The organism is Rhodococcus sp. NPDC057297 (assembly GCF_042667435.1).
Classification (GTDB): Bacteria; Actinomycetota; Actinomycetes; order Mycobacteriales; family Mycobacteriaceae; genus Rhodococcoides.
The window spans coordinates 283866-308525 of sequence record NZ_JBHUZE010000004.1 but is presented as its reverse complement, the minus strand read 5'-3'; the positions used below and the strand labels follow the sequence as shown (position 1 = coordinate 308525).

The window sequence follows — 24660 nt, the reverse complement described above, 5'->3', positions numbered from 1 at the left end:
GCCACGAATACCCCGATTCAGCAGATCTACAGATGCGGCGGGGAAAAAATGCCGTCGTCGCCTGGTAGGTATTCGACGACGGAGGTCACAGCCGAGGTGGGCAGCGGCCCGTAGAGGTGAGGAAAGACCATTGCGTCGGGGTCACCCGGCACTCCAGGCTCCCAGCGCACGGGCGACCCCAGTCGTGCCGGATCGAGAACGAGCAGAATCAAATCGTCTCGGCCGGCGAACAGTCGGTTCGCCGGCAAGTGCACCTGCGCGGGCGTCGAGAGGTGCACGAAGCCGACGGCCGACAGCGATTCCGGCTCGATCCCCGGTGACTCTCGAACGGACAGCCAGTCCGCCAGAGTGCAGATGTGCAGCAAGGTTTCCGAGGTGTCACTCACGAGCGATGATTGTTCCAGGCTCGGCCGTTCCGCGGGGTTCTCGAATCAGCTGTCAGCGAACAGTCGGAGGCTGAGCACGCGCGGCCAGCAGGTTTCCTTGTGTTTCGTGTTAGTGACAACACAAAGAAACGCGCGCGGGAACAACACGTGACTGCCAATCGTCTGAAAGAGTGTACGGACCGCGCCATACCGACGCGGCGGACCGGCCCCAGGCAATCGGGTGACACCGAACGCCAGTACGGAGGAGTCATGCCCGGAACATTGACCAGCCCACAGTTGACAGCTGCCGACCGGTGCGACCGGTGCGGTGCAGGGGCTCGCGCACGTGTTGTGCTCGCGACCGGAGGAGAACTTCTCTTCTGCGGTCACCACGCCAAGGAGCACGAAGACCGTCTGCGTGAAGTGAACGCAACGGTGATGACCGAATCGGGCTCCGCGGTGTAGGGCCGGTAAACCTGCCGACAACGACATCGATACCGAGAACGGGTGGCCGCATCAGCGGCCACCCGTTCTTCTGTGTTCAGGTCGTGGGACCCGTCACATCTTGCGCAGCTGGGCTATTCGCTCGCTCAACTGATCCGCCGTCGCCATGGCAGTCGGGGGGCCACCACACACACGTCGTAGATCGCCGTGAATGACCCCGTGCGGCTTCCCGGTGCGGTGGTGGTACACCGCAACCAGGGAATTGAGTTCACGCCGCAACGCGGCCAACTGACCTGCCGTCGACACGCGTTCCGACGCGGCAGGCGGTGGGACCGCAGGGGCGGGAGTCGCCGGCTTCTCCATTTGTTCCTGCTGGCGCTGACGAAGCAAATCTCTCATCTGCTTGGCGTCGAGCAGTCCGGGAAGCCCGAGGTAGTCGGCTTCCTCGTCACTGCCGGAGAAGGTCGCCGTGCCGAACGAGGATCCGTCGTAGATGACTTGGTCCAGCTCGGCGTCGGCACCGAGTGAGGTGTAGGCCTTCTCCTCCTCGCCCAGCTCGTCCTTCTGTTTGTTCGCGTCGGCCAGAAGGTCGTCGTCCAGGCCGTCCTTCTCGCGGTGCGGTTTGCCGAGAATGTGGTCGCGTTGCGCCTCCAGCTGGCTCGCCAGGTCGAGGAGAACCGGTACCGAGGGGAGAAAGACGCTGGCCGTCTCCCCCGGCCGCCTGGATCGCACGAATCGACCGATGGCCTGTGCGAAGTACAGCGGCGTGGACGCGCTGGTGGCGTACACCCCGACAGCGAGACGCGGAACGTCCACGCCTTCGGACACCATCCGAACCGCGACCATCCATTTCTGGTTGCTCTTGCCGAATTCCGCGATCCGCGCCGAGGAAGTCGGGTCGTCGGACAGCACGATGCACGGTGTTTCGCCGGTGATGACCTCGATCAACTTGGCGTACGCGCGAGCGACGGTCTGGTCCGTCGCGATCACCAGGCCGCCCGCGTCGGGCATTCCGCCGGCCCGCAACTGACCGAGGCGAGTGTTGGCCGCGAGCAGAACCGCAGGCATCCAGTCTCCCTGCGGATCCAACGCGGTCCGCCACGCACGAGCGGTCTGCTCCGCGTTCAGAGGCTCACCCAGACGCGCCGTGTACTCCTCGCCTGCACTGTCTCGCCACCGGGCCTCGCCCGAGTACGCCAGGAACACCACGGGGCGCACGACGCCGTCGGCAAGGGCGTCCGAGTAGCCGTAGGCATGGTCCGCGCGCGAGCGCATCAGACCGTCCTGGTCCGGCTCGTAATTCACGAACGGAATGGGGCTGTCGTCGCTGCGGAACGGCGTTCCAGTCAGAGCGAGGCGACGAGTGGCGTCGCTGAAGGCCTCTCGAATGCCCTCGCCCCAACTCTTGGCATCGCCGCCGTGGTGGATTTCGTCGAGAATGACGAGAGTCCTGCGACTCTCCGTGCGGACCCGGTGTCTGAACGGGTGCGACGCAATCTGCGCATACGTGACGACGACGCCGTGATAGTCACTCGACGTCTGCCCGGTCGAGTTGGAGAACCGAGAATCCAGTGCAATGCCCACTCGCGCTGCAGATTCAGCCCACTGGTGCTTCAGGTGCTCCGTCGGTGCGACAACGGTCACCTGATCGACCGTCCGGTGAGCGAGCAGCTCCGACGCCACTCGCAACGCGAACGTCGTCTTGCCTGCACCGGGCGTCGCGACTGCCAGGAAGTCCTTCGGCGAGGACACCAGATATTTCGTCAGAGCGCGCCTCTGCCACGCACGCAGCGGCGCACCACCTGCCGAGGGTGCAGTCGAGGTGTCGATCGGGTCTGTCGTGTCGGTCATGTCAGCGCTCACTGGCCGCCGATTCCTGGCATCGATGAATGTCCTCGCGCTCTCGCCTCGCCTTGCAGTGTCCGCCGTGGAGCCTAACTCTCGGCACCGACCGATTCCTCATCGCCGAGCTAGAGCGAGTCGTACGACACGCCGAAGGGCTGCAGGCGGGGTGGAACGAGCACTCGTGCTCGACGTCAGGAATGCTGGAGTGACCATGAGCGAATCGACGGCTTCCCCCTCGCCGACCGAGCAGTTGTCGGCACGCCACCCCGTGCGGCTCGTGTGGGTGGTGACCTTGCGCACACTGGCCAAGGCTTGGGACGACTCGATTTTCAGCAAATCCGCGACCGCGGCGTTCTGGCAGACCCTGTCGCTGCCGCCCCTGCTGCTCGGTGTCCTCGGAAGCCTCGGATTCGTCGCGGGATGGTTCGGGCCCAACACCATCGACATCATCGAGTCCAAGATCATCACGTTCAGTAGCACTCTGTTCAGCGACAGCGTCGTCGACGGCATCATCGAACCGACGGTGCAGGACATTCTTCAGCAGGGTCGGGGCGAGATCGTCTCGGGCGGCTTCGTTCTGTCGCTGTGGGCAGGGTCGTCGGCCATCTCGACGTTCGTCGATTCCATCGTCGAAGCGCACGGTCAGCAGGACGCTCGCAATCCGGTGTGGCAGCGTATTTTCGCGCTCCTGCTGTACGTCGCCTTCCTGGTCGTCGCGGTCTTCGTGCTTCCGCTCGTCGCACTCGGGCCGACGTACGTTCAGGCTCTGCTTCCCGATTCGTGGTTCGAGATCGGTAGCGAACTGATCGACATCCTGTATTACCCGGCCGTCGGCCTGCTGCTGATCGTCGGACTGACCACTCTGTACAAGGTCGCGTTGCACACGTCCCTGCCCTGGCATCGACTTCTGGGCGGCGCGTTGCTGGCCGGTGTCTTCTTCATGATCGCGAGCGCCGTGCTGCGGTTCTACCTCACCTGGGTCACCGGCACCGGCTACACCTACGGTGCGCTGGCGACCCCGATCGCGTTCCTGCTCTTCACGTTCTTCCTCGGCTTCGCCGTGGTGCTCGGCGCCGAATTCAACGCGACCATCCAGGAGTTCTTTCCAGCGCGCGCCACCAGGATCGAGCAGATGAGGGAGTGGCTCGCCGCGCAGGCCGCCTACGAGGAGTCGGGAGCCGTGTCCGCCGTCGCCTGGCGCCTCGCCACCGGTCCCATCCGTCTGACAGGCGACCGCTCACGACCCAAACGGGCCGAATCGCCACAAGCGGAACTCGGGCCGACCGCCGATCCGACCACCGACCCGTCCACGACCGACCCGTCCGCGACCGGCCCGACCACGACCGGCCCGACCCGTCCGTCTGCTCAGCAGCACGGTGGGCCGGAGAGGTCGGATCAGTCGCCCTTCTTCAAGCCGTCGTAGACCTTCTTGCAGTCAGGGCAGACCGGCGAACCGGGCTTGGCCGACTTGGTGACGGGAAACACCTCGCCGCACAGTGCAACCACGTGGGTACCCATGACCGCGCTCTCGGCGATCTTGTTCTTCTTGACGTAGTGGAAGAATTTGGGCCGGTCGTCGTCGGTGGTGTCGTCCGGCGCGATATCGGGACGTTCCTTGGTCTGAGTGCTCATGCCTTGATTATTCCGCACCGAAGCTACCCACGACCACCTACCGCTCAGTGCAATCCGAGCAACGTAGTGACACAGTGGAGGTATGACGCGAACATCCGGGTTCTCCGACCCGGCGGACAGCGGCTCGGCCCGTCACCCAGCACTGATCACCGAAGCACGAACGTCGGTGGAAGAACAGCATCGTGCTCGCGTGAAGAAGTACATGTTCATCATGTCGTTTCGGATCCCCGCGCTGGTGCTCGCCGCCGTTTCCTACAGCATCTGGGCCAACCCGTGGATTGCCATGGCGATCGTCGGGGTCTCCATCCCACTTCCGTGGATGGCGGTGTTGATCGCCAACGACCGACCGCCTCGAACGAAGGACGAGGTGAGTCGCTACGACGGCCGCCGACAGGAGGACCCCGCGATCGAGGCGCGGGCGCACCACGTGATCGAAGCAGGCGAGGACTGATCGATCGCTCCGTCCTGAGAGACTGAGCAACGTGACTGCACCGCTGCTCTCGGCCTGCCCACCGCTACGCGACGCGTTCCTTCGGGTCGGATACTTCGCCGATGCCCTGCTCGACGCCCTCGGCGACGATGCTCATTCCGCGCTCGGCCGCAGTGAGCCGGTTCCGGTTCGGCGGGCGTCCCGCGCGCTCGGGGATCTGGGCGTGCTGATTCGTCTGTTCCTGCTCGTCGACGACGTTCCCGCGGCCGATGCGTCGGCGGCACTGGCACCACTGCTGCTGGACGACGCTGTCGCGGCGGGAATCGTCGGGCACAGCGGCCCAGGTCTGGTACGGGCTGCCGTGGACATCAGGCCGCTCGACACCGGATCGGGTACCCGCTGGGTCGTGTCCGATCTCGACGGCAGCATGCGGGACTCCCCGACTGCGTCCGATCACGTTCTCGGGGTCGGTCAGGCGTCGTTGTCTTTGCTTCGCGGAACTCCCACAACACCGGTTCAGTCCGTTCTGGATGTCGGAACAGGGTGCGGAGTGCAGGCTGTCCACGCGGCGCACTATGCGGAATCGGTGACCGGAACCGATATCAGCGAGCGGTCGATGCTGCTGGCCGCGGCCACGTTCGCACTCAACGACATGGATGTCGAGCTTCTTCGTGGGTCGTGGTTCGAACCGGTGGAGGGACGTGTGTTCGATCGGATCGTCGCCAATCCGCCGTTCGTCGTCGGTCTCGGCACGGTCAGCCACAGCTATCGCGACTCGGGGATCGATCTGGACGGCGCGAGCCGGCTCATGATCGAGCAGGCTCCGACGCATCTCGCTGTCGGTGGCACGGCAGCCATCCTCGCGTCGTGGATTCATGTCGACGGCGAGGACTGGCGACGCCGGGTGGCGTCCTGGTTGCCCGAGCACGGCGTCGACGCGTGGATCCTCCAACGTGACGTCGCAGATCCGGCCCTGTACGTGGGGACATGGATGAAGGACGGCGGCGTCGATCCGCGGGACGGAGCCGGAGCTGCCCAGGCGGAGGCGTGGCTCGATCATTTCGAGGCAGCTGCCGTGACGGGCATCGGGTTCGGGTTCGTCTATCTACGCCGAACCGACCTTCCCACCGACGTCCTTGCCGAAGACCTGCGGCACGCGTTCGAGGATCCGCTGGGCGACGAGGCGATCGACTACTTCGCTCGGCTGACGTGGTTACGCGAGAACGACGTCGAGACAGCTGTCTTCGAGCTGGATCCGGCAACGGCACTCGAGAAGGTGTCACTGCCGGGCGACGAGGGGTGGACGCCGGTGGTGACCCGCGTGCACCGCGGCAACGGACCGAACTGGCAACACGAGATCGACGACCTGGGCGCCGCCCTGCTCGCTGGAATGTCCCCGGGTGGGTTGCCGCTGGCCGAGTTGATCGAACTGCTCGCGGTTGCGCACGGCGCGGAACCGGAGGACCTGACGCCTGCAGCTCTGACCTTGGTGGTCGATCTCTTTCGTCATGGATTGATCAGGCCTCGAGGTTTTCGGGCCCGATCGGGGCAAGTTCCGACCGGGAAGAGCTTCTCAGCAACTTCTCAGGCCGAGTAAGGGATAGAGCCTGGTCAGGCGGGTATCACAGGGTCGAGCGCGGGAACTTATCGAAGTCTTCCGGACGTTGAGCACTATGAGACACCACCGATCAGGAGGCAAGTCATGACCAGCCCCAGCACCACGACCCGCCCGCGCCCCAGCGATGCCGACCTCGACGCCCAGAGTCCGGCCGCAGACTTGGTCCGCGTCTACCTCAACGGAATCGGACGTACAGCCCTGCTGACCGCCGACGAGGAAGTGGATCTCGCCAAGCGGATCGAGGCCGGGTTGTACGCGAAGAACGTGCTGGAGAACACCAAGCGGTTGACCGCCGCCAAGAAGCGGAATCTCGCCATCATCGTGCGCGACGGAAGTGCAGCCCGTAGCCACCTTCTGGAGGCCAACCTCCGCCTGGTCGTGTCCCTCGCCAAGCGATACACCGGACGCGGAATGCCTCTGCTCGATCTCATCCAGGAAGGCAACCTGGGTCTGATCCGAGCGATGGAGAAGTTCGATTACGCCAAGGGGTTCAAGTTCTCCACGTATGCCACGTGGTGGATTCGCCAGGCCATCACGCGTGGCATGGCAGATCAGAGCCGTACGATCCGGCTTCCAGTCCACCTGGTGGAGCAGGTGAACAAGCTGGCCCGGATCAAGCGTGAACTGCATCAGCAGCTCGGCCGTGAGGCCACCGACGAGGAACTGTCGAACGAATCCGGCATTCCCGCCGAGAAGATCGCAGATCTTCTCGACCACAGCCGTGACCCGGTCAGCCTCGACATGCCTGTCGGCAGCGACGAAGAAGCACCGCTCGGAGACTTCATCGAGGATTCCGAAGCCACATCGGCCGAGAACGCGGTCATCGCCGGTCTGCTTCACACCGACGTACGGACGGTGCTGGGAACGCTCGACGAGCGTGAACAGCAGGTCATTCGGCTGCGCTACGGTCTCGACGACGGTCAGCCCCGCACCCTCGACCAGATCGGCAAGCTCTTCGGCCTGTCCCGCGAGCGTGTCCGTCAGATCGAGCGTGAGGTCATGGTGAAGCTACGCCAGGGAGACCGCGCGGAGAAGCTTCGCTCGTACGCGAGCTGAGCAGCACTCCCCGATCAGGTGGTGCAGCGGTGACTCGTCCCGCTGACTCACCCAAAGCAGTGGCCGCTCCGAGTGCTCGTGCACTCGGAGCGGCTACTGCTTGTGTCGGTCATCGCAATCGCCGAGGGCCAAGGTCCGCTCGGGTGGGTTCAGGACCGACGCGGAGGCGGGTATCGATGATTTCCGCTCCACTCGCCGACGCCAAGACGGGCTCACAGACGAGTTCGCGAAGTTCCGGGATGTCGTCGGCCATCGCCGAGACTCGTTGGACGAGGTCGACAAGTGCGCTCTTGTTCACGGGTACGGCGTTTCGGTAGCCGGACAGCAAAGGCGCGGCCTTGGGCGCGTCGATCAGTTGCACGGCTTCGTCCTCGGTCAGTGGGAGCACGCGGTATGCGCGGTCCCCCAGTAGATCCGAGATGACGCCCGCCAACCCGAACGAGATCAACGATCCGAAGCTCGGGTCGTCCTGGACCTGCACGACGCACCCGATGCCTTTCGGCGCCATACGCTGCACCTGTAGCAGTGGTTCGCCCGTCTCGTGTGCGAGCGTGTGATACGCAATACGCACCGCGTCCGCGCCCGCGAGGTCGAGACGAACTCCACTGAGGTCCGGACGATGCTTCCACTGTGGTCCGGTTGCCTTGACGGCGACGGGATATCCGAGTTCCTCGGCTGCGGCGACAGCCTCGGCCTCGTCGGTGACCGACCGGAAGTCCACGACGCTGATACCGTAGCAGGACAACAGTTCTGCAGATTCGAAATCCGACAACCATCGATTCTTGCCGCCGGACATCCACCCACGGACCAGAGCCGATGCACGTTCGGAGTCGATTCCGTTCGGTCGAATCGGGGTGGACGCAGGTCTGCTTCTCCATGCGCTGTAGCGCCACGCCTTGGCGAGTGCCGTGACGGCACGCTCCGGGCTCGAATACGACGGAACCGAACCACGCACGGGCTGACCCTGCTCACCCCGGACCGCCAGCACGTCGGGAATACCCTCGGTGGCAAGGAACGTCGTCAGCACCGGCTTGTCGGCGCCGCGGACGGCGTTGCCCAGTGCTTCGGCGAAGGGCTCGACGGTCACTGCGACCGGCGGTACGAACACCACGATCACCGAGTCGACGTCACCCGCCTGCAATGCGCCGGACACAGCCGCCGCGAACTCCTGCGGACCCGCTTGAGGACCGACATCGATGGGCGCTCCCGCATGCAGTCCTTCGGCACGCGCGGCGTCGACTGCAAGCACACCGAGTGCAGTGGAGTTGCCGACGACCGCCACGCGCGGGCCCGCGGGCAACGGTTGGAAGCCGAACAGGATTGCGCAGTCGAAGAGCTGTGCGATGGTGTCGACCTGGATGACACCTGCCTGCTCGAACAGAGCTTTCACGATCGAATCGTCGATGTCCGGCCCCGTGGCCAGCGCCGGCGGAATCGCACCACGTCCACTCTTGACGGCGACGATCGGCTTGGACCGTGCCACCCGGCGCGCAATTCGGGTGAATTTCCGTGGATTACCGAAGCTTTCGAGATACAGGAGGACGACTTCGGTCGCGGGGTCGGAATCCCAGTACTGCAGTAAGTCGTTACCCGAGACATCGGCACGGTTTCCTGCCGAGACGAACGTGGAGAACCCGAGACTGCGTTTGGTGGCCTGATCCAGAATTGCGATTCCGAGCGCGCCCGACTGACAGAAGAAACCCACGTGCCCCGGCATGGGAAGCGACGGTGCGAGCGTCGCGTTCAGCGCGAACTCCGGGTCGGTGTTCGCGACACCGAGGGCGTTGGGTCCGACCAACCGCATACCGTGGGCACGTGCGGATCGCACGAGCCGACGTTCGTTCTCTTGCCCTTCCGGACCGGATTCACCGAATCCCGCCGACACGACCACGAGTGCCTTCACACCCTTGTCGAGGCAGTCGTCGAGCACCTCGTCGATCGAATCCGCGGGCACGGCCGCGATTGCCAGATCCACCGAATCCGGAATGTCGTGGACTGTCGGGTAGGCCCGAACTCCACGAACCGATCGGTGGTCGGCGTTGACGGGATAGACCGGCCCGGTGAAGCCACCCGCGAGGAGGTTCGCGAGCACTGCGTTGCCGACTTTCGAACTGTCCGTGGAGGCGCCGATCACGGCAACGGACGTCGGGCTCAGCACGTTACGCACGCTACGGGCTTCGGCTGCCCGCTCACGCGAATTACGAACGGAGAGAAGAGCTTCGCTGGGATCGATGGCGAACTCGAGCCGTAGAACCCCACCTTCGTAGCTTCGCGAGACCTGGTATCCGGCCTCGCGAAACACCGTCACCATATTGCGGTTCTCGGCAAGAACCTCGGCGACGAACATCGTCACCCCGTTCTCGGCCGCCGCTCCGGCGAGATGTTCCAACAGGATCGGTCCGAGTCCACGGCCCTGGTGAGAATCGGCGACGACGAAGGCGACCTCCGCCGAGTTGCCGTCGCCTTCCGGTAGTCGCTCGTATCGACCGACGGCGATGATGTCGTCACCGAGGATGGCGACGAACGCGACTCGGGAGTGATGGTCGACCGTCGTGAAGTTGAGGACATCACGCTGCGGCATCGTCGGGTACGGGCCGAAGTAACGCAGATAGCGTGTGCGTTCGGAGAGGCGCCCGTGGAAAGCGACGAGAGCGTCCGCATCCGACGGGACGATCGGCCGGAGATGGACCACTCCCCCGTCGGAGGCCAACACGTCGGCGACCCAGTGCTTGGGGAAGGACGTCTCGGCACGTTCTCGTTCGCGCTCTTTGGCGGTGGGTTCAGTCACGAGGGTCCTCCGGGTCGAGGCCGAGCAGGGGAAAGCTTGCTCGCCGGGTGGCGATGATCGCCGAGTCGACACGCTCGAGCGCACGATCGGCGGCCTCGACGCTCCCCGCCACGGCGCCGCCCGGGCCGTCCCACGGGGGATAGTCGATGTCCCCGCCGTCTCCCATCACCTGCGGTAGGTCGACACTCGGAGCGATCGTGCGCACACGGTCACGCCACTGCTCGGGCAGAGCGAGGCCGGGGTCGATGCTCCGGCCCAGAGCGGCAGCGATCAGATGCGTCCATGCACGGGGCACAACGCGCACGAGACCGTAACCACCTCCGCCGACCGCGAGCCACCGCCCCTCGGAGTACCTGTCCGCGAGGTCGCGCATGGCGAGGAATGCCGCATTCTGACCGTCGACGGTCAACGCCAGGTCGGCCAACGGGTCCTCCCGGTGACTGTCCACGCCGCACTGACTGACGATGATCTGCGGACGGAACGCCGAGATGGCCCCCGGCACGATCGCATGAAACGCACGCAGCCACAACCGGTCTCCGGTTCCTGGCAACAGCGGAATGTTGATCGCGGTCCCTTCGGCCGGCCCAGAGCCGACTTCGCTCGACCATCCGGTGTTGGGCCACAGCGTCGCGGGATGTTGATGGAGTGACACCGTCAGCACTCGGGGGTCACCGACGAACGCCTGTTGCACGCCGTCACCGTGGTGGGCGTCGACGTCGATGTAGGCGATACGGTCGAAACCGTTGTCGAGCAACCACGAAATGGCAACCGCAGCGTCGTTGTAGACGCAGAATCCGGATGCCCAGTCGGCCATGGCGTGGTGCATCCCGCCGCCGATGCTCACGGCCCGCCGTGCTCGTCCGGCCGCAATTTCCCGTGCCGCGGTCAGTGAACCACCGGTGAGCATCGCGGATGCTTCGTGCATCTTCTCGAACACCGGGTTGTCGTCCGATCCCAATCCGTGTTCCACGTGATCGGGATCCACCAACGCCGTACCCTTCTCGGGCGCACGTTTGACCGCCTCGATGTAGGCGGGTGTGTGAATTCGGAGCAGCTCGTCGTCCGGAGCCGCAGTGGGTTCGACGAGTTCGATTCCCTCCAGAACGCCGATCTGTCGCGCGAGCTGCATCGTCAGATCCAGACGCGTCGGGTTCATCGGATGATCCGCACTCCACCGGTACGAGAGGTACTCCGCGCTCCAGACGACGATGTCGTCGCCTGCCACCGGAGTACGTGGTGGCGATGCCGTCGCCTGATCTGCCATGACACGCAACGCTACTTGTCGCGCCGGGACTGTGCGAGCGTCCCTCGGTGTTGTAGTCGGTTACCGGCGGGTACGAATTCGCGGCACGCGGGCACATGGCCTACGGCGCCACTATGCGCCGATCAACGGTAGAATCCGTTGCGACGAAGGGGTTGAGTGTGAAGGATCTGGTCGACACCACGGAGATGTATCTCCGGACGATTTACGACTTGGAAGAAGAGGGCGTCGTACCGCTGCGAGCACGTATCGCCGAACGCCTCGAACAGAGCGGTCCCACCGTCAGCCAGACCGTCGCTCGAATGGAGCGAGACGGGCTGCTTTCGGTTGCGGGTGACCGCCACCTGGAACTGACGGAGAAGGGCCGCAGCCTGGCCGTCGCGGTGATGCGCAAGCATCGGCTCGCCGAGCGGCTGCTCGTCGATGTCATCGGTCTGCGCTGGGAAGACGTCCATGCCGAGGCATGCCGCTGGGAACACGTCATGAGCGAGGAAGTCGAGCGTCGACTCGTAGCCGTACTGAACAACCCGACGACGTCGCCGTACGGAAACCCGATTCCGGGCCTGGCCGAACTCGGGCTCGGTCAGCCGGCTGCCGCACCGGAGGACCTGATCAGATTGACCGATCTGCCTCATGGGAATGCGACGGCCGTGGTCGTCCGCCGTCTCGCAGAGCACGTCCAGTCCGATCCCGAGGTCATCGCGCAGCTGCGTGATGCAGGCGTCGTGCCCGACGCGCGTGTGACGGTGGAGGCCAAGCCCGGCACGGTGACGATCACTGTCCCCGGCCACGACGGCATCGACATTTCCGAGGAGATGGCTCATGCCGTCCAGGTGAAGCAGGTCTGAGCGGAGTCACGGACATGAAATTGTTGGTGACCGGTGGAGCCGGGTACGTCGGTAGCGTGTGCGCTGCCGTCCTGATCGAACGCGGCCACGAGGTCGTGGTGGTGGACAACCTGTCCACCGGCAACCGGGATGCGGTTCCGGCGGGCGCCGAGTTCGTCGAGGCGGACATCAAGGATGTCGCGTCGTCGATTCTCGGCGAAGGCCGATTCGACGGGGTTCTGCACTTCGCAGCGCAGTCCCTCGTCGGCGAGTCCGTCGTAGCGCCGGATCGGTACTGGTCGGGCAATGTGGTGACCACGCTCGCGTTGCTCGAGGCGATCAGGGAGTCGGGCACACCGAAGCTCGTCTTCTCGTCCACGGCCGCGACATACGGTGAGCCGGAGCGAACTCCGATCACGGAGTCGATGCCGACGGCGCCCACCAATCCGTACGGCGCAACCAAATTGGCCATCGACCATGCCATAACGTCGTATTCGAACGCGTACGGCCTGGCCGCGACGAGCCTGCGGTACTTCAATGTTGCCGGCGCGTACGCGGGTTTCGGCGAGAACCGGGTCGTGGAAACGCATCTGATTCCGCTGGTCCTACAAACCGCGCTCGGCCAGCGGGCCAAGATCTCGGTGTTCGGTACGGATTGGCCGACGCCCGACGGCACCGCGGTGCGTGACTACATCCACGTCCTCGATCTTGCCGATGCCCACATCCTCGCACTCGAGTCGGCAACGTCGGGATCGCACACGATCTTCAATCTGGGTAGTGGTCAAGGTTTTTCGGTGCGTGAGGTCATCGACGCCTGCGCGCGCGTCACCGGCCTGCCCATCGCGGTGGAGAACGCTCCGCGCCGAGCGGGTGATCCGGCAGTGCTCATCGCCTCGAGCGACCTGGCCACCACCGAACTCGGATGGTCGCCGCAGAGGACCGACCTCGATGTCATCGTCGCCGATGCGTGGAACTTCCTCCAGAAGTTGGGCGATCGAGCGCATTCGGCACGGCCGTAGCATCCGGTAGGGGCATTTCGGTAGAGGTCAGTCCACCGGCGGCGGGAGCGCGACTCCGCACAGCTCGGCCACTGCATATCCGCTGAGCGCCACCTCCCGGATCATCGAGGGCCGCGCGCCCGCGGCGAGCGAGCGGCTCAGCAGGTGGGCGAGCGAGTAGTTCTCGTCGGCCTGGTGGGCGATGTCCAGTGCAACGGAGGCCAGCGTGCCTTCGCCCCGCGTATAGGCACTGAACGCCAACAGCGTTGCCGGGCATGCCCGTTCCGGTGCGGGCAACGTGCGCATCAGCAGAGTCCACAACTGTTCGGCCAGCCCGGCGACGCCGGTGAGCGCCAGTGCGAGAACGCTGTCGCGCACCATGACGTGGTTCACCGCCGTTCCGAACTCCGCGATCCGTTCCGGCGGCAGAGTGACCACGGCAGGATTGTCGGGAGAGTACCCCGACCATTCCTTCAACTGGTCGACGATCGAGCGGAGACGTTCGCGGTCGCTGCCGACGTCGACGACCGCGCCCGAAGCGAGTGTCCGCGCGACTTCCCGCGACAGCGGATCGTCCACCGGCCGAACGGTTCTTGCCAGCATGGTGCGGGATTCGTGTACTCCGCGACCTTGGAGCATGTACGCCAGTGCAACGGGCGATGTTCTGGGGTCGGTGAGGTATCCGTACTCCATGACGCCGATCGCGGACCTCCACCGGCTCCCGCGGGTCACCTCTGCGATCAGGTACACCTCGGTCAGTTCGACCCCCCGAACTCGCAGCTGGTCGGACAATCGATGTGCGAGTCCCCTGAACCGTCCGTCCACGGTGACACCACGATCGTCGACGATGACTGCGAGTGCGGCCCGGACCTGATACTGGGCGCACATCTCAGCGAAATGTTCGATGACGCTCTGCATGTCCTCGGTCACACCCGACTCGAAGAGCGACTGCCCTTCGGAACGGTCCGGCAAGGTCAGGTCGTGTCGCATCACGGTCTGGACTTCCAGGGTCGACCCGGCAAGGACGTCGAGGCACATCAAGACCAGCGAGCGCTCGGGTGTGAATCCCAGGAACGCCGGGATTGCGGCGATGAGTTCACCCGGACCGACGATGCGCTCGGGTGTCGGCGGGTGTCGGTGGGTGCCGGAGTCGGTTGTCATGGTGCACAGCGTGCCTCGGCCGATCTCCGAGTTCCGGTTCCGACCTGCGACGGAAGATCACCTGTGGATGACGGGCACCCTGTGGACAACCGCGGGCTGCGGTGGCCGATCCACGAGTGGACTGCACGCGTGAAGTCGGTGGGATGTGCTAGCCGGCCTTCACCTTCTGCACCGATGCGGTGAAGACCTCGTCCAACGTCGCGCCGTCGGTCGCGCCCTGCTCGAAGGACATGTAGGTCGCTGCGATTCTGACGTCTCCGACCTGGGCCAGAAGCGTCAACATCGACTGCGTCACCGTGTCCGACCCCGTTCCCGACGACACTGTCTGACGAACGGCGAGAGTGTCGTCGGCGTCGATGGGAGGGGCCGGGACGACCGTGGACCGAATAGTGGACGTTGCGCCGGATTTCGTCGCTTGAACCTCGGCGCATTCGGCAAGTTGCGATTCCCGTACCGACAACGGCTCGTCGGTTGCGGTCAGTTCGACCGAGATCGTGGCGCGGTCCGTGTTGTCGGTGCCGACGATCAAGGCAGCTTCGCCCGCTCTGACTTCCTTGGGTTTGCAGCCGGCCGGGCTCACCTCGGCGCCGGCGGGAATGCCCGTCAGATCCGGTGATGCCTGCGCAATCGCCTGTGGTGGAAGGACTATGGCCTCGTACGGTGCAGGGAACACCGACGGATCGACCAACAGTGCATTCAGGTCCGCGGCTTCGCTCGATACCGACGGTGCCTCACTGGTTCCGGCAGGCTCGGGGGTACCGGACACGTTGGACCCGCACGCGACCAGGGTGACGGCGGTACAGATGCCGATCCCGAGAAGAGTCGGTCGATGTCCTGCGTAACGACGCACCACGGGAAGAGCCTCCAGACTTTGGCCACGGAAATTACCGGACATCTCGCCTGTGTTCACCTAGACATGAGACGTCCGGTTCCACCCTCTCATTCGGAGGGTGAAACCGGACGTAAGGCACGCGCGTGTTCGTCGAGTTACCCCGGCGAACACAGTGGACGTCAGCTTCCGCGTTTGATCCATTCCTCGAGGTGTGGGGACTCGTCGCCGATGCTCGTTCCGTCACCGTGTCCGGTGTTCACGCGGGTTTCGGCCGGCAGCGCGAACAACCGATCCCGGATCGAACCGATGATGGTCGGGAAATCGGAGTACGACCGTCCTGTCGCACCGGGTCCACCGGAGAACAGGGTGTCGCCGGAGAACAACTGCCCGGCTTCGGGTAGATAGAGGCACGTCGAACCCGGCGAATGTCCCGGGGTGTGCAGAGCGAGAATCTCCGTACCTGCCACGGAGATTCGTTGACCGTCCTCGAGCGTGGAGTGCGCGAGTCCGGGATGGGTCTGCTCCCACAACACATCGTCGGCCGGATTGAGCAGGATCGGAGCGTCGAGCTCACGTGACAACTCCGGCGCGACGGTGACGTGATCATTGTGGCCGTGTGTGCACACGATTGCCTTCACCCTCCGGCCTGCCACGGCCTCGATGATGGGGCGAGCGTCGTGAGCAGCATCGACGATCACCACTTCGCTGTCGTCGCCGATCAGCCAGATGTTGTTGTCGACATCCCATTCACCTCCGTCGAGAGCGAAGGTTCCCGAGGTCACGACCTTGTCGATGCGCAGGCTCATAGTTCGACCACCGATCGCAGGACCGTGCCCTTGTGCATCTTCTCGAACGCAGCCTCGATGTCCTCGATACCGATCCGCTCGGTCACGAACTTCTCCAACGGCAACCGACCCTGCTCGTACAAATCCACCAACAACGGAAAATCACGCTCCGGCAAGCAATCGCCATACCACGACGACTTGAGCGACCCACCACGTGAAAAGAAATCGATCAACGGCATCTCGAGCGTCATCTCCGGCGTCGGAACCCCCACCAACACCACCGTCCCGGCAAGATCACGGGCATAGAACGCCTGCTTCCACGTCTCCGGACGCCCCACCGCATCGATCACCACATCCGCACCGAACCCACCGGTCAGCTCCTGCACCGCCTCCACCGCATCGACCACCGACGCATCGACGGTGTGCGTGGCACCGAGATCCTTGGCCCACTCGAGCTTGCCCTTGTCCCGATCGACCGCAATGATCGTCGTCGCCCCCGCAAGACGAGCGCCCGCGATCGCCGCATCACCGACACCACCACACCCGATCACCGCCACCGAATCACCACGCGAGACGTTGCCGGTGTTCATCGCCGCACCCAGACCAGCCATCACACCGCACCCCAGCAGACCCACCACCGCAGGATCGGACTCCGGATTCACCTTCGTGCACTGACCCTCGTGCACCAACGTCTTGTCCGCGAACGCACCGATACCCAACGCCGGCGAAAGCTCCGTGCCATCGGCCAGGGTCATCTTCTTCGACGCATTGTGCGTATCGAAGCAGTACCACGGCTTGCCCTTCTTGCACGCCCGACACTCACCACACACCGCACGCCAGTTCAACACCACGACATCCCCGACCTCCACATGCGTCACCGCATCACCGACCGACTCCACCGTCCCGGCGGCCTCGTGGCCGAGCAGAAACGGGAACTCGTCGTTGATGCCACCCTCGCGATAATGCAGATCGGTATGACACACCCCACACGCGGCGATCCTCACCACGACATCGTTGGGACCAGGATCAGGAATAGTGACCTGCTCGATCGAGACCGGCTCACCCTTCGCCTTCGCGACCACGGCACGCACTGTTTGCGGCATTGCTTCCTCCACACTCGGGTTGAAATGTCCTGACATCACACTTCCACAACCCATGCAGGAGTAGCGACATTCGTACATGCCGAACTGTTCGGTGTTCACGTGCTTGTGACCGGAGCGGCATCCGAACTTCGCGCACGCGGAGTATTCATGATCCATGTCTGCATCGATGGAATACGACCTCGTGGTGATCGGCTCGGGACCCGGTGGGCAGAAGGCCGCCATCGCGGCGGCAAAGCTCGGTAAACGGGTTGCCATGGTGGAGAAGGGAAAGATGCTCGGCGGTGTCTGTGTGAACACCGGGACCATCCCGTCGAAAACTCTGCGCGAGGCCGTTCTGTACCTCACCGGAATGAATCAGAGAGAGCTGTACGGTGCCAGCTACCGTGTCAAGGCGAACATCACTCCGGCGGATCTGCTTGCTCGTACCGCTCATGTGATCGGCAAGGAGATCGAGGTCGTCCGCTCGCAGCTGCTGCGGAACCGAATCGAACTGATCACCGGTACGGGTCGCTTCCTGGATGCGCACACCGTCGACATCGACGACGACCAGCGTGGCGAGCGGATCACCGTCAAGGCGAAGAACGTCGTGATCGCCACAGGCACCGCCCCGGCGCGACCCGCGGACATCGAGTTCGACGACTACAGAGTCCTCGATTCCGACGGCATTCTGAATCTCGAGTTCATCCCCGCGTCGATGGTCGTGGTCGGCGCGGGCGTCATCGGGATCGAATACGCGTCGATGTTCGCTGCACTCGGCACGAAGGTGACCGTCGTCGAGAAGCGAGACACCATGCTGGACTTCTGCGACCGCGAGATCGTCGAATCACTGCAGTTCCATCTGCGTGATCTGGCGGTGACGTTCCGTTTCGGTGAAGCAGTCACGGCAGTGGATGTCGGACCGTCCGGAACGGTGACCACACTGGCCAGCGGTAAACGAATCCCGGCCGAAGCCGTCATGTACTCGGCGGGACGCCAGGGGTTGACCGATGCACTGTCACTGGAGAACGCGGGACTCGAGGCGGACGCTCGTGGCCGCATCTTCGTCGACGACAACTTCCAGACGAAGGTCGATCACATCTATGCGGTCGGGGACGTCATCGGGTTTCCTGCACTGGCCGCTACGTCGATGGATCAGGGACGATTGGCCGCGTACCACGCGTTCGGTGAACCGAGCAAAGGGCTGATGGACCTCCAGCCGATCGGAATCTACTCGATTCCCGAGGTTTCCTACGTAGGCGCCACGGAGGTGGAGCTGACGAAGAATTCCGTCCCGTACGAGGTGGGTGTGTCGCGCTATCGGGAGCTGGCACGAGGCCAGATTGCCGGTGATTCCTACGGCATGCTGAAGCTGCTCGTGTCTACGGAGGACAGGTCGCTGTTGGGGGTGCACATCTTCGGTTCGGGAGCCACCGACCTGATCCACATCGGACAAGCAGTCATGGGGTGCGGTGGCTCCGTCGATTACCTGGTCGACGCCGTGTTCAACTACCCCACTTTGTCGGAGGCGTACAAGGTCGCGGCCCTGGACGTCACCAACAAGATCCGGGCACTCGAGAGTTTCGGGGGCTGACCGAAGTCTCGTCGAGCGGTCACGGGGAATGAACGACACGACCGGAGGTGTTCCACTGGGGAGTGGGCGTCGTGAAAGCGACTTCCGGTGCTACCGCCCGAACCGGACGAGTATCCTGTTTCGAAGTCGGTTTCGGCGTTTTCCTCGCGCACCGGGCCTCGAACGAACTAGCGAAAGGGGTCCGGCATGGACGAGAAGTCGAGTATGTACGAGCTGGAGTTTCCGGCTCCACAGATCTCTTCCAGCGACGGAGTGGGTCCGGTCCTGGTCCACGGTCTCGAAGGATTCTCGGACGCCGGTCATGCGGTCAAGCTGGCGACGAAGCATCTGCGGGAGACGCTGGAAACGGAGTTGGTCGCGTCGTTCGATGTGGACGAGCTGATCGACTATCGGTCGCGGCGCCCGACGATGTCTTTCAAGTCCGATCACTTCTCGGATTACGACGCTCCCGAGCTCAATCTGTACGCCGTCAAGGACAACACCGGCACGCCGTTCCTTCTGTTGTCCGGGATGGAGCCGGATCTGCGGTGGGAGAAGTTCACCACTGCGGTACGCCTTCTGGCCGAGCAACTCGGGGTTCGTCGCACCATCGGTCTCGGTTCGATCCCGATGGCCATCCCGCATACTCGCCCGCTCGGTGTGACGGCCCACTCGTCCAACAAGGACTTGGTTCCCGAGGATCAGAGCTGGTCCGGTGAACTGCAGGTTCCCGGTAGCGCCTCGTCGCTGCTCGAACTACGGATGGCCCAGCACGGTCACGAGTCCATGGGATTCTCCGTTCACGTTCCGCACTACCTCGCGCAGACGGATTACCCGGCGGCCGCGGAGACCTTGCTCGAGAACGTCAGCACCGCCGGCGAGCTCGACCTCCCCCTCGTCGCGCTGGGGCAGGCGGCGGCTCGCGTCAAAGAACAAGTCGACGAGCACATCACCGGCAACGAGGAAGTCCAGTCGGTCGTGCACGCGCTGGAGCGTCAGTACGACACGTACGTCGCAGCCCAGGAGCAGCAGTCGACCTTGTTGGCGAAGGATCAGGACCTTCCGAGCGGTGACGAACTGGGTGCGGAATTCGAGAAGTTCCTCGCCGAGCAGACCGGTTTCGGCACCGAGTCCGGTGCCCCGACCGACCCGGACGCCACGGACGAGGGCCACGACAACCCCTGACCGGTTTCGGTGACCGATTCTTCACGGGCGATGTCAGGTGTGATGTTTCACCCCTGACATCGCCCTTTTCGGTGTAACGAACAGCCCCCGACAAGCCGAAACATACCTGTAACTGTAAATCCGCTCGATATCTCGCCGATGCCGCGAACTCGTGCGAGAGTCTTAGTCGAGATCCCTGCCACGGCAGGACGGAATTCGTCGGACGAAGGAGGCGAGATGAGCAATCCGCGCACACGCAAGCTGCGTCCGGTGCCGGATTCTGCACCGCGGCTCGCCTTCCGCACCGTCCATGGGTACAGGCGCGCTTACCGGATCGCAGGCGAGGGACCTGTGTTGCTGCTCATCCATGGGATCGGCGACAACTCCGAGACCTGGAACGACGTCATTCCCCACCTCGCGCAGAACTACACCGTCATCGCACCCGATCTACTCGGGCACGGGCAGTCGGACAAACCTCGCGCGGACTATTCGGTGGCTGCCTACGCCAACGGGATGCGGGATCTACTGTCGGTGCTCGGCATCGAGCACGTGACGGTCGTCGGGCATTCGCTCGGTGGTGGCGTCGCTATGCAGTTCTCGTACCAGTTCCCGCACATGGTCGACCGTCTCGTCCTGGTGGCATCCGGAGGCGTGACGAAGGACGTTCATCCGATCCTGAGGATCGCCTCGCTCCCCCTCGTCAGCGAGGCCGTGAAGTTGCTGCGCATCCCGGGTGCACTGTCTCTGGTGAAGCTGGCCGGGTCGGTCGTGGGACGAGTCAATGGATCTCCGCTTCGACCGGGTGGGCTGCTGCACGACACCCCGGACCTCGTGCGTGTGCTGAGCGGTCTCCCCGACCCGACTGCGTCCGAGGCATATCTACGCACCCTTCGAGCCGTCGTCGATTGGCGGGGACAGGTGGTGACGATGCTCGATCGCTGCTATCTCACCGAAAGCCTGCCTGTCCTCCTGGTCTGGGGCGACGAGGATTCGGTGATTCCGATCAGCCACGCGCGCCTCGCGCATGCAGCGATGCCCGGGTCGAAGCTCGAGGTGTTTCGCAGATCCGGTCACTTCCCGTTCCGCGACGACCCGATTCGATTCCTCCGCGTACTCGAAGCATTCTTCGACGAGACGACGACGCTCGAGTTCGACGAGGCGCGGTGGCGACACCTCCTTGCGACAGGGGTCGGGGAGGACATGATCTCCGGCAGTGCGAGTACACGTCTGGCCGTGCTCGGCGCGATGGGTTCGGACGAGCGCAGCGCCACGTGACGGCCGGGCTCGAAGGACTCCGGTGACATCGACGTCCCCGTCGACCCATAACCTGTAGAGGTGCTCCTCTTCGATCTCGTCCCCGATCCCACCACCGACGAGGCGCAGGATCCGGACACCCTGTTCGACATCTTCCAGGAGTGGACGGCCGAGCGCGGCCTGTCGCTGTATCCGGCGCAGGAAGAGGCGCTGATCGAGCTGGTGTCGGGCTCCAACGTCATCCTGGCCACGCCCACCGGATCGGGCAAATCCATGGTTGCCGTCGGTGCCCACTTCGCGGCCGTGGCTGCAGGGCGGCGGACGTTCTACACCGCGCCCATCAAAGCTCTCGTCAGCGAGAAGTTCTTCGCTCTCTGCGACATCTTCGGAGCACAGAACGTCGGGATGATGACAGGTGACGCCTCGGTCAACGCAGGAGCGCCCATCATCTGCGCCACGGCGGAGATCGTTGCGAACCTGGCGCTGCGCCAGGGCGCGGACTCGGACATCGGACAGGTCGTCATGGACGAGTTCCACTACTACTCCGAGCCGGATCGCGGTTGGGCCTGGCAGGTTCCTCTGATCGAACTCCCGAACGCGCAGTTCCTTCTGATGTCCGCCACCCTCGGTGACGTCTCGTTCTTCCGGGACGATCTGACCAGGCGCACGGGGCGGGTGACCACGGTGGTGTCCGGCACGGAACGACCGGTCCCCCTTATGTTCTCGTACGTCACCACACCGATCAGCGAGACCATCGCGGAACTCGTCGAGACACACCTCGCCCCGGTGTACGTCGTGCACTTCACGCAAGCAGCTGCCCTCGAGCGCGCTCAGGCTCTTACCTCCGTCAACGTCGCGTCCAAGCAGGAGAAGGCCCAGATCGCGGACGCGATCGGCCAGTTCCGCTTCACGACCGGATTCGGCAAGACGCTGTCTCGGCTGGTCCGCCACGGCATCGGGGTCCACCACGCGGGAATGCTGCCCAAGTATCGACGACTCGTGGAGAAACTTGCTCAGGACGGCCTGCTCAAGGTCATCTGCGGTACCGACACGCTGGGCGTCGGCATCAACGTCCCGATCAGAACGGTGCTGTTCACCGGGCTGACCAAGTACGACGGGATTCGTACGCGCCAACTCCGCGCCCGCGAGTTCCATCAGATTGCAGGCCGCGCGGGGCGCGCGGGGTACGACACCCTCGGGACCGTCGTCGTCGAGGCGCCGGAACACGACATCGAGAACGCACGTCTGGTCGCCAAAGCAGGTGACGACCCCAAGAAGCTCAAGCGCGTTCAACGCAAGAAGGCACCGGACGGGTTCGTGTCCTGGGGTGAGCCGACGTTCGAGCGGATCGTCGCGGCAAGCCCGGAGCCACTGACGTCCCGTTTCTCGGTGAACAACTCCATGCTTCTCAATGTCATTGCCCGGCCCGGGAATTGCTTCACCGCGATGCGCCACCTGCTCGAGGACAGTCACGAGACTCGCCCCGCCCAACGCAAACACATTCTTCGGGCGATCACCCTCTACCGCGGGCTCGTTGCCGCCGGAATCGTCGAGCAATCGACCGAGCCGGATGCCGACGGAAAATACGCCCGCTTGACGATGGACCTGCAACCGGACTTCGCGCTGAATCAGCCGCTGTCCCCGTTCGCGCTGGCGTCGTTCGAACTGCTGGACACGGAATCCGCGACACACGCCCTCGACGTCGTGTCGATCATCGAATCGACATTGGACGACCCACGCCAGATCTTGATGGCTCAGCAGCACGCCGCACGCGGTGAAGCGGTAGCGCAGATGAAAGCCGACGGCATCGAGTACGACGAGCGGATGGAGCTCCTCGAAGAGGTGACGTGGCCCAAGCCGTTGTCCGAGCTCCTCGTCCCCGCGTTCGAGATCTACCGGGGAGGCCACCCCTGGTTGAACGACGTTGCGTTGTCGCCGAAATCCGTCGTCCGCGACATGATCGAACGGACCATGACGTTCGCGGAACTGATCAGTCACTACGGGCTCAGCCGCTCCGAGGGACTCGTTCTCCGCTACCTCGCCGATGCCTATCGGGCACTACGCCAGACGGTTCCCCCCGAGGCCAGGACGGAGGAGGTGCAGGACATCACCGAATGGTTGGGCGAGCTGGTCCGTCAGGTCGACTCCAGCCTGCTCGACGAATGGGAGAACCTGACCGACCCCGGTGAGGAGCCGGAGACCAGGCCGGAGGCGTACGGCGGGGATTCTCCGAAACCGATCACCGCCAACCCCAGGGCTTTTCGAGTCATGGTCCGCAACGCCGTCTTCAAGCGAATCGAACTCGCCGCCGGGCGCCGATGGAATGCTCTCGACGAGCTCGACGACGGCCCCGACTGGGAATTCGATCTGGCACCGTACTTCGAGGAGTACGGGGAGATGGGCACCGGCCCGTCGGCGCGGGGCCCGGCCCTGTTCGATCTCGTCGTGGGCAAGGACGAGACGACGGTGCGGCAGATCATCGAAGATCCCAATGGGGACCAGGGATGGTCGCTCGTCGGAACGATCGACCTCGAGGAATCGAATGCTGCGGGTGAGATCGTGTTCGACGAGATCGTGGTTCAGGCGGGCTGATTCGGGCCGGCCACCCGGGCACCGATGCGAGAGATGAGGTCGGCGATCGCTCGATACTCGTCGCCGCGCGCACTCGACGCTCGGTGGACCAGTCCCATCGTGCGGCCGGGTTTGGGGTCCGCGAATTCGCCGATACCGAGTGCTCCCCTGCCGGTTTCCACCTCCACCGCCGAACGCGGGACGAGTGTCACGCCGAGACCGCCCGCGACGCACTGAACGACGGTGGCCAGAGACGTCGCCCTCGTGTCGCTCGACATCGGCGCACCGTCGACGGATCGACACAGATCGAGTGTCTGATCACGAAGACAGTGCCCGTCGTCCAGGAGCAACATGGGTTGCCCCGCGAGGACGTTCAGCGCGAGCCCGGTTCGGCCCGCAAGATCGTGGGCAGGCGGCACGACCAAGACGAAGTCCTCGGTGTACACGGGGATTTCGACCAGACCGTTCTCTTCGGTCGGCAACGCGACGACGGCAGCTTCTATCGCACCGCTCCGCAGCGAGGCGAGCAGTCGTTCGGTCTGGTCCTCCACGATGAACGGCACGACATCCGGATACTCGGCACCGATTGCCGGCAGCAGGGCGGGCAGAACGTACGGTGCGACGGTGGGAATGAGGCCCAACCGGAGCGGGCCCGCCAACGTGCTGCCCAAGCCGGACGCTTCCGTGACGAAGCCGTCCGCCGCTTCCAGAGTGGCTCGCGCCCGCCCCAGGAGCTGATTGCCTGCAGTGGTCACCAGCACCTTTCGCGTGCTGCGCTCGACCAGCTGGACGCCGAGGCCCTGCTCCAGCGATGCGAGCGCTTGCGAGAGCGTCGGCTGGCTGACCTTCAGCCGTGCTGCCGCGGTACCGAAATGGCGGTGCTCGGCGACCGCCACGAATGCGCGCAACTGCGACAGCGTCGGCTGATAACTCTGATCGGACATACCGATCAGTCTAGGCCAACTCATCGGCAACAC

Annotated in this window: 21 protein-coding genes; 11 read left to right on the top strand and 10 right to left on the bottom strand. The window is 64.3% G+C overall.

Annotation, left to right across the window (positions count from 1 at the left end; all coding sequences use genetic code 11):
• Positions 1 to 26: 26 nt before the first annotated feature.
• The gene (locus ACFULT_RS14870) at positions 27 to 386 is read right to left on the bottom strand and encodes a DUF952 domain-containing protein (protein WP_094721731.1); all 360 of its coding nucleotides are present in this window, start codon (positions 384 to 386) and stop codon (positions 27 to 29) included.
• Positions 387 to 635: 249 nt separating this feature from the next.
• Here ACFULT_RS14870 and ACFULT_RS14865 point away from each other — a divergent pair, with 249 nt between their 5' ends.
• Complete coding sequence (locus ACFULT_RS14865) at positions 636 to 830, top strand: hypothetical protein (protein WP_037113023.1); 195 nt, start codon at positions 636 to 638, stop codon at positions 828 to 830.
• A 93-nt stretch (positions 831 to 923) separates the two neighbouring features.
• On the opposite strand, the gene ACFULT_RS14860 is transcribed toward ACFULT_RS14865, so the two are convergent.
• The gene (locus ACFULT_RS14860) at positions 924 to 2660 is read right to left on the bottom strand and encodes a DEAD/DEAH box helicase (protein ID WP_094721732.1); all 1737 of its coding nucleotides are present in this window, start codon (positions 2658 to 2660) and stop codon (positions 924 to 926) included.
• A gap of 205 nt (positions 2661 to 2865) precedes the next feature.
• On the opposite strand from ACFULT_RS14860, the gene ACFULT_RS14855 reads away from it, so the two are divergent.
• Entirely contained in the window at positions 2866 to 4077 is a 1212-nt protein-coding gene (locus ACFULT_RS14855) for a YihY/virulence factor BrkB family protein (RefSeq protein ID WP_378481800.1), read from the top strand.
• On the opposite strand, the gene ACFULT_RS14850 is transcribed toward ACFULT_RS14855, so the two are convergent.
• Positions 4050 to 4286: a DUF3039 domain-containing protein gene (locus ACFULT_RS14850; RefSeq protein WP_037113017.1), complete on the bottom strand. Its 237-nt coding sequence runs from the start codon at positions 4284 to 4286 to the stop codon at positions 4050 to 4052. The two genes, ACFULT_RS14855 and ACFULT_RS14850, sit on opposite strands and share 28 nt — an antisense overlap.
• 82 nt (positions 4287 to 4368) lie before the next feature.
• Between ACFULT_RS14850 and ACFULT_RS14845 the strand changes: the two genes are divergently transcribed.
• The 3 genes from ACFULT_RS14845 (at position 4369) to ACFULT_RS14835 (ending at position 7390) form a co-directional block, all read left to right on the top strand.
• On the top strand, positions 4369 to 4737 hold the full coding sequence (locus tag ACFULT_RS14845; RefSeq protein WP_019664065.1) for a DUF3099 domain-containing protein: 369 nt from the start codon (positions 4369 to 4371) through the stop codon (positions 4735 to 4737).
• A 31-nt stretch (positions 4738 to 4768) separates the two neighbouring features.
• Positions 4769 to 6313 (top strand): methyltransferase, encoded by a 1545-nt coding sequence (locus tag ACFULT_RS14840; protein WP_378481799.1) that lies wholly within the window; start codon positions 4769 to 4771, stop codon positions 6311 to 6313.
• A gap of 105 nt (positions 6314 to 6418) precedes the next feature.
• Positions 6419 to 7390 carry a sigma-70 family RNA polymerase sigma factor gene (locus tag ACFULT_RS14835; protein ID WP_037113014.1) on the top strand — a complete coding sequence of 324 codons (972 nt, stop codon included), beginning with the start codon at positions 6419 to 6421 and terminating at the stop codon, positions 7388 to 7390.
• A gap of 109 nt (positions 7391 to 7499) precedes the next feature.
• On the opposite strand, the gene ACFULT_RS14830 is transcribed toward ACFULT_RS14835, so the two are convergent.
• Entirely contained in the window at positions 7500 to 10178 is a 2679-nt protein-coding gene (locus ACFULT_RS14830; RefSeq protein ID WP_378481798.1) for a GNAT family N-acetyltransferase, read from the bottom strand.
• Positions 10171 to 11442 carry an acetoin utilization protein AcuC gene (locus ACFULT_RS14825; RefSeq protein ID WP_176460104.1) on the bottom strand — a complete coding sequence of 424 codons (1272 nt, stop codon included), beginning with the start codon at positions 11440 to 11442 and terminating at the stop codon, positions 10171 to 10173. The genes ACFULT_RS14830 and ACFULT_RS14825 overlap by 8 nt, the downstream gene beginning before the upstream one ends.
• Before the next feature lie 158 nt (positions 11443 to 11600).
• On the opposite strand from ACFULT_RS14825, the gene ACFULT_RS14820 reads away from it, so the two are divergent.
• On the top strand, positions 11601 to 12287 hold the full coding sequence (locus ACFULT_RS14820) for a metal-dependent transcriptional regulator (RefSeq protein WP_019664070.1): 687 nt from the start codon (positions 11601 to 11603) through the stop codon (positions 12285 to 12287).
• A 14-nt stretch (positions 12288 to 12301) separates the two neighbouring features.
• Positions 12302 to 13285 carry a UDP-glucose 4-epimerase GalE gene (gene galE, locus ACFULT_RS14815; RefSeq protein ID WP_037113010.1) on the top strand — a complete coding sequence of 328 codons (984 nt, stop codon included), beginning with the start codon at positions 12302 to 12304 and terminating at the stop codon, positions 13283 to 13285.
• A gap of 27 nt (positions 13286 to 13312) precedes the next feature.
• Here galE and ACFULT_RS14810 read toward each other — a convergent pair whose 3' ends face one another.
• The 4 genes from ACFULT_RS14810 to ACFULT_RS14795 form a co-directional block, all read right to left on the bottom strand.
• Positions 13313 to 14425: a DUF4192 domain-containing protein gene (locus ACFULT_RS14810; RefSeq protein ID WP_378481797.1), complete on the bottom strand. Its 1113-nt coding sequence runs from the start codon at positions 14423 to 14425 to the stop codon at positions 13313 to 13315.
• Between the two features lie 148 nt (positions 14426 to 14573).
• Positions 14574 to 15335, bottom strand: coding sequence for a sensor domain-containing protein (locus ACFULT_RS14805; protein WP_378481796.1), 762 nt, complete (start codon positions 15333 to 15335; stop codon positions 14574 to 14576).
• A gap of 101 nt (positions 15336 to 15436) precedes the next feature.
• Complete coding sequence (locus ACFULT_RS14800; RefSeq protein ID WP_378481795.1) at positions 15437 to 16063, bottom strand: MBL fold metallo-hydrolase; 627 nt, start codon at positions 16061 to 16063, stop codon at positions 15437 to 15439.
• Positions 16060 to 17145, bottom strand: coding sequence for an S-(hydroxymethyl)mycothiol dehydrogenase (locus ACFULT_RS14795; RefSeq protein WP_094653448.1), 1086 nt, complete (start codon positions 17143 to 17145; stop codon positions 16060 to 16062). Before ACFULT_RS14795 ends, ACFULT_RS14800 begins: the two co-directional genes overlap by 4 nt.
• Before the next feature lie 154 nt (positions 17146 to 17299).
• Here ACFULT_RS14795 and sthA point away from each other — a divergent pair, with 154 nt between their 5' ends.
• From sthA to ACFULT_RS14775, 4 genes are all read left to right on the top strand, one after another.
• Positions 17300 to 18715, top strand: coding sequence for a Si-specific NAD(P)(+) transhydrogenase (gene sthA, locus ACFULT_RS14790; RefSeq protein ID WP_019664076.1), 1416 nt, complete (start codon positions 17300 to 17302; stop codon positions 18713 to 18715).
• A 186-nt stretch (positions 18716 to 18901) separates the two neighbouring features.
• Positions 18902 to 19879, top strand: a complete 978-nt coding sequence (locus ACFULT_RS14785; RefSeq protein ID WP_094721747.1) for a proteasome assembly chaperone family protein — start codon at positions 18902 to 18904, stop codon at positions 19877 to 19879.
• 216 nt (positions 19880 to 20095) lie between these two features.
• Complete coding sequence (locus ACFULT_RS14780) at positions 20096 to 21133, top strand: alpha/beta fold hydrolase (RefSeq protein ID WP_037113345.1); 1038 nt, start codon at positions 20096 to 20098, stop codon at positions 21131 to 21133.
• A 60-nt stretch (positions 21134 to 21193) separates the two neighbouring features.
• A complete protein-coding gene (locus tag ACFULT_RS14775; protein WP_378481794.1) occupies positions 21194 to 23704 on the top strand; it encodes a DEAD/DEAH box helicase in 2511 nt (836 codons plus the stop codon).
• On the opposite strand, the gene ACFULT_RS14770 is transcribed toward ACFULT_RS14775, so the two are convergent.
• On the bottom strand, positions 23692 to 24627 hold the full coding sequence (locus tag ACFULT_RS14770) for a LysR substrate-binding domain-containing protein (RefSeq protein WP_037112896.1): 936 nt from the start codon (positions 24625 to 24627) through the stop codon (positions 23692 to 23694). The two genes, ACFULT_RS14775 and ACFULT_RS14770, sit on opposite strands and share 13 nt — an antisense overlap.
• Positions 24628 to 24660 lie beyond the last annotated feature (33 nt).

What these genes read in the sequence shown, in the direction of transcription:
- ACFULT_RS14810 (WP_378481797.1), bottom strand. Translation starts at nt 14,425, where the DNA reads ATGACAACCGACTCCGGCACCCACCGACACCCGCCGACACCCGAGCGC.
- ACFULT_RS14850 (WP_037113017.1), bottom strand. Translation starts at nt 4,286, where the DNA reads ATGAGCACTCAGACCAAGGAACGTCCCGATATCGCGCCGGACGACACC.
- ACFULT_RS14835 (WP_037113014.1), top strand. Translation starts at nt 6,419, where the DNA reads ATGACCAGCCCCAGCACCACGACCCGCCCGCGCCCCAGCGATGCCGAC.
- galE (WP_037113010.1), top strand. Translation starts at nt 12,302, where the DNA reads ATGAAATTGTTGGTGACCGGTGGAGCCGGGTACGTCGGTAGCGTGTGC.
- ACFULT_RS14795 (WP_094653448.1), bottom strand. Translation starts at nt 17,145, where the DNA reads ATGCCGCAAACAGTGCGTGCCGTGGTCGCGAAGGCGAAGGGTGAGCCG.
- ACFULT_RS14785 (WP_094721747.1), top strand. Translation starts at nt 18,902, where the DNA reads ATGGACGAGAAGTCGAGTATGTACGAGCTGGAGTTTCCGGCTCCACAG.
- ACFULT_RS14780 (WP_037113345.1), top strand. Translation starts at nt 20,096, where the DNA reads ATGAGCAATCCGCGCACACGCAAGCTGCGTCCGGTGCCGGATTCTGCA.
- ACFULT_RS14825 (WP_176460104.1), bottom strand. Translation starts at nt 11,442, where the DNA reads ATGGCAGATCAGGCGACGGCATCGCCACCACGTACTCCGGTGGCAGGC.
- ACFULT_RS14845 (WP_019664065.1), top strand. Translation starts at nt 4,369, where the DNA reads ATGACGCGAACATCCGGGTTCTCCGACCCGGCGGACAGCGGCTCGGCC.
- ACFULT_RS14800 (WP_378481795.1), bottom strand. Translation starts at nt 16,063, where the DNA reads ATGAGCCTGCGCATCGACAAGGTCGTGACCTCGGGAACCTTCGCTCTC.
- ACFULT_RS14770 (WP_037112896.1), bottom strand. Translation starts at nt 24,627, where the DNA reads ATGTCCGATCAGAGTTATCAGCCGACGCTGTCGCAGTTGCGCGCATTC.
- ACFULT_RS14865 (WP_037113023.1), top strand. Translation starts at nt 636, where the DNA reads ATGCCCGGAACATTGACCAGCCCACAGTTGACAGCTGCCGACCGGTGC.
- ACFULT_RS14855 (WP_378481800.1), top strand. Translation starts at nt 2,866, where the DNA reads ATGAGCGAATCGACGGCTTCCCCCTCGCCGACCGAGCAGTTGTCGGCA.
- sthA (WP_019664076.1), top strand. Translation starts at nt 17,300, where the DNA reads ATGTCTGCATCGATGGAATACGACCTCGTGGTGATCGGCTCGGGACCC.
- ACFULT_RS14860 (WP_094721732.1), bottom strand. Translation starts at nt 2,660, where the DNA reads ATGACCGACACGACAGACCCGATCGACACCTCGACTGCACCCTCGGCA.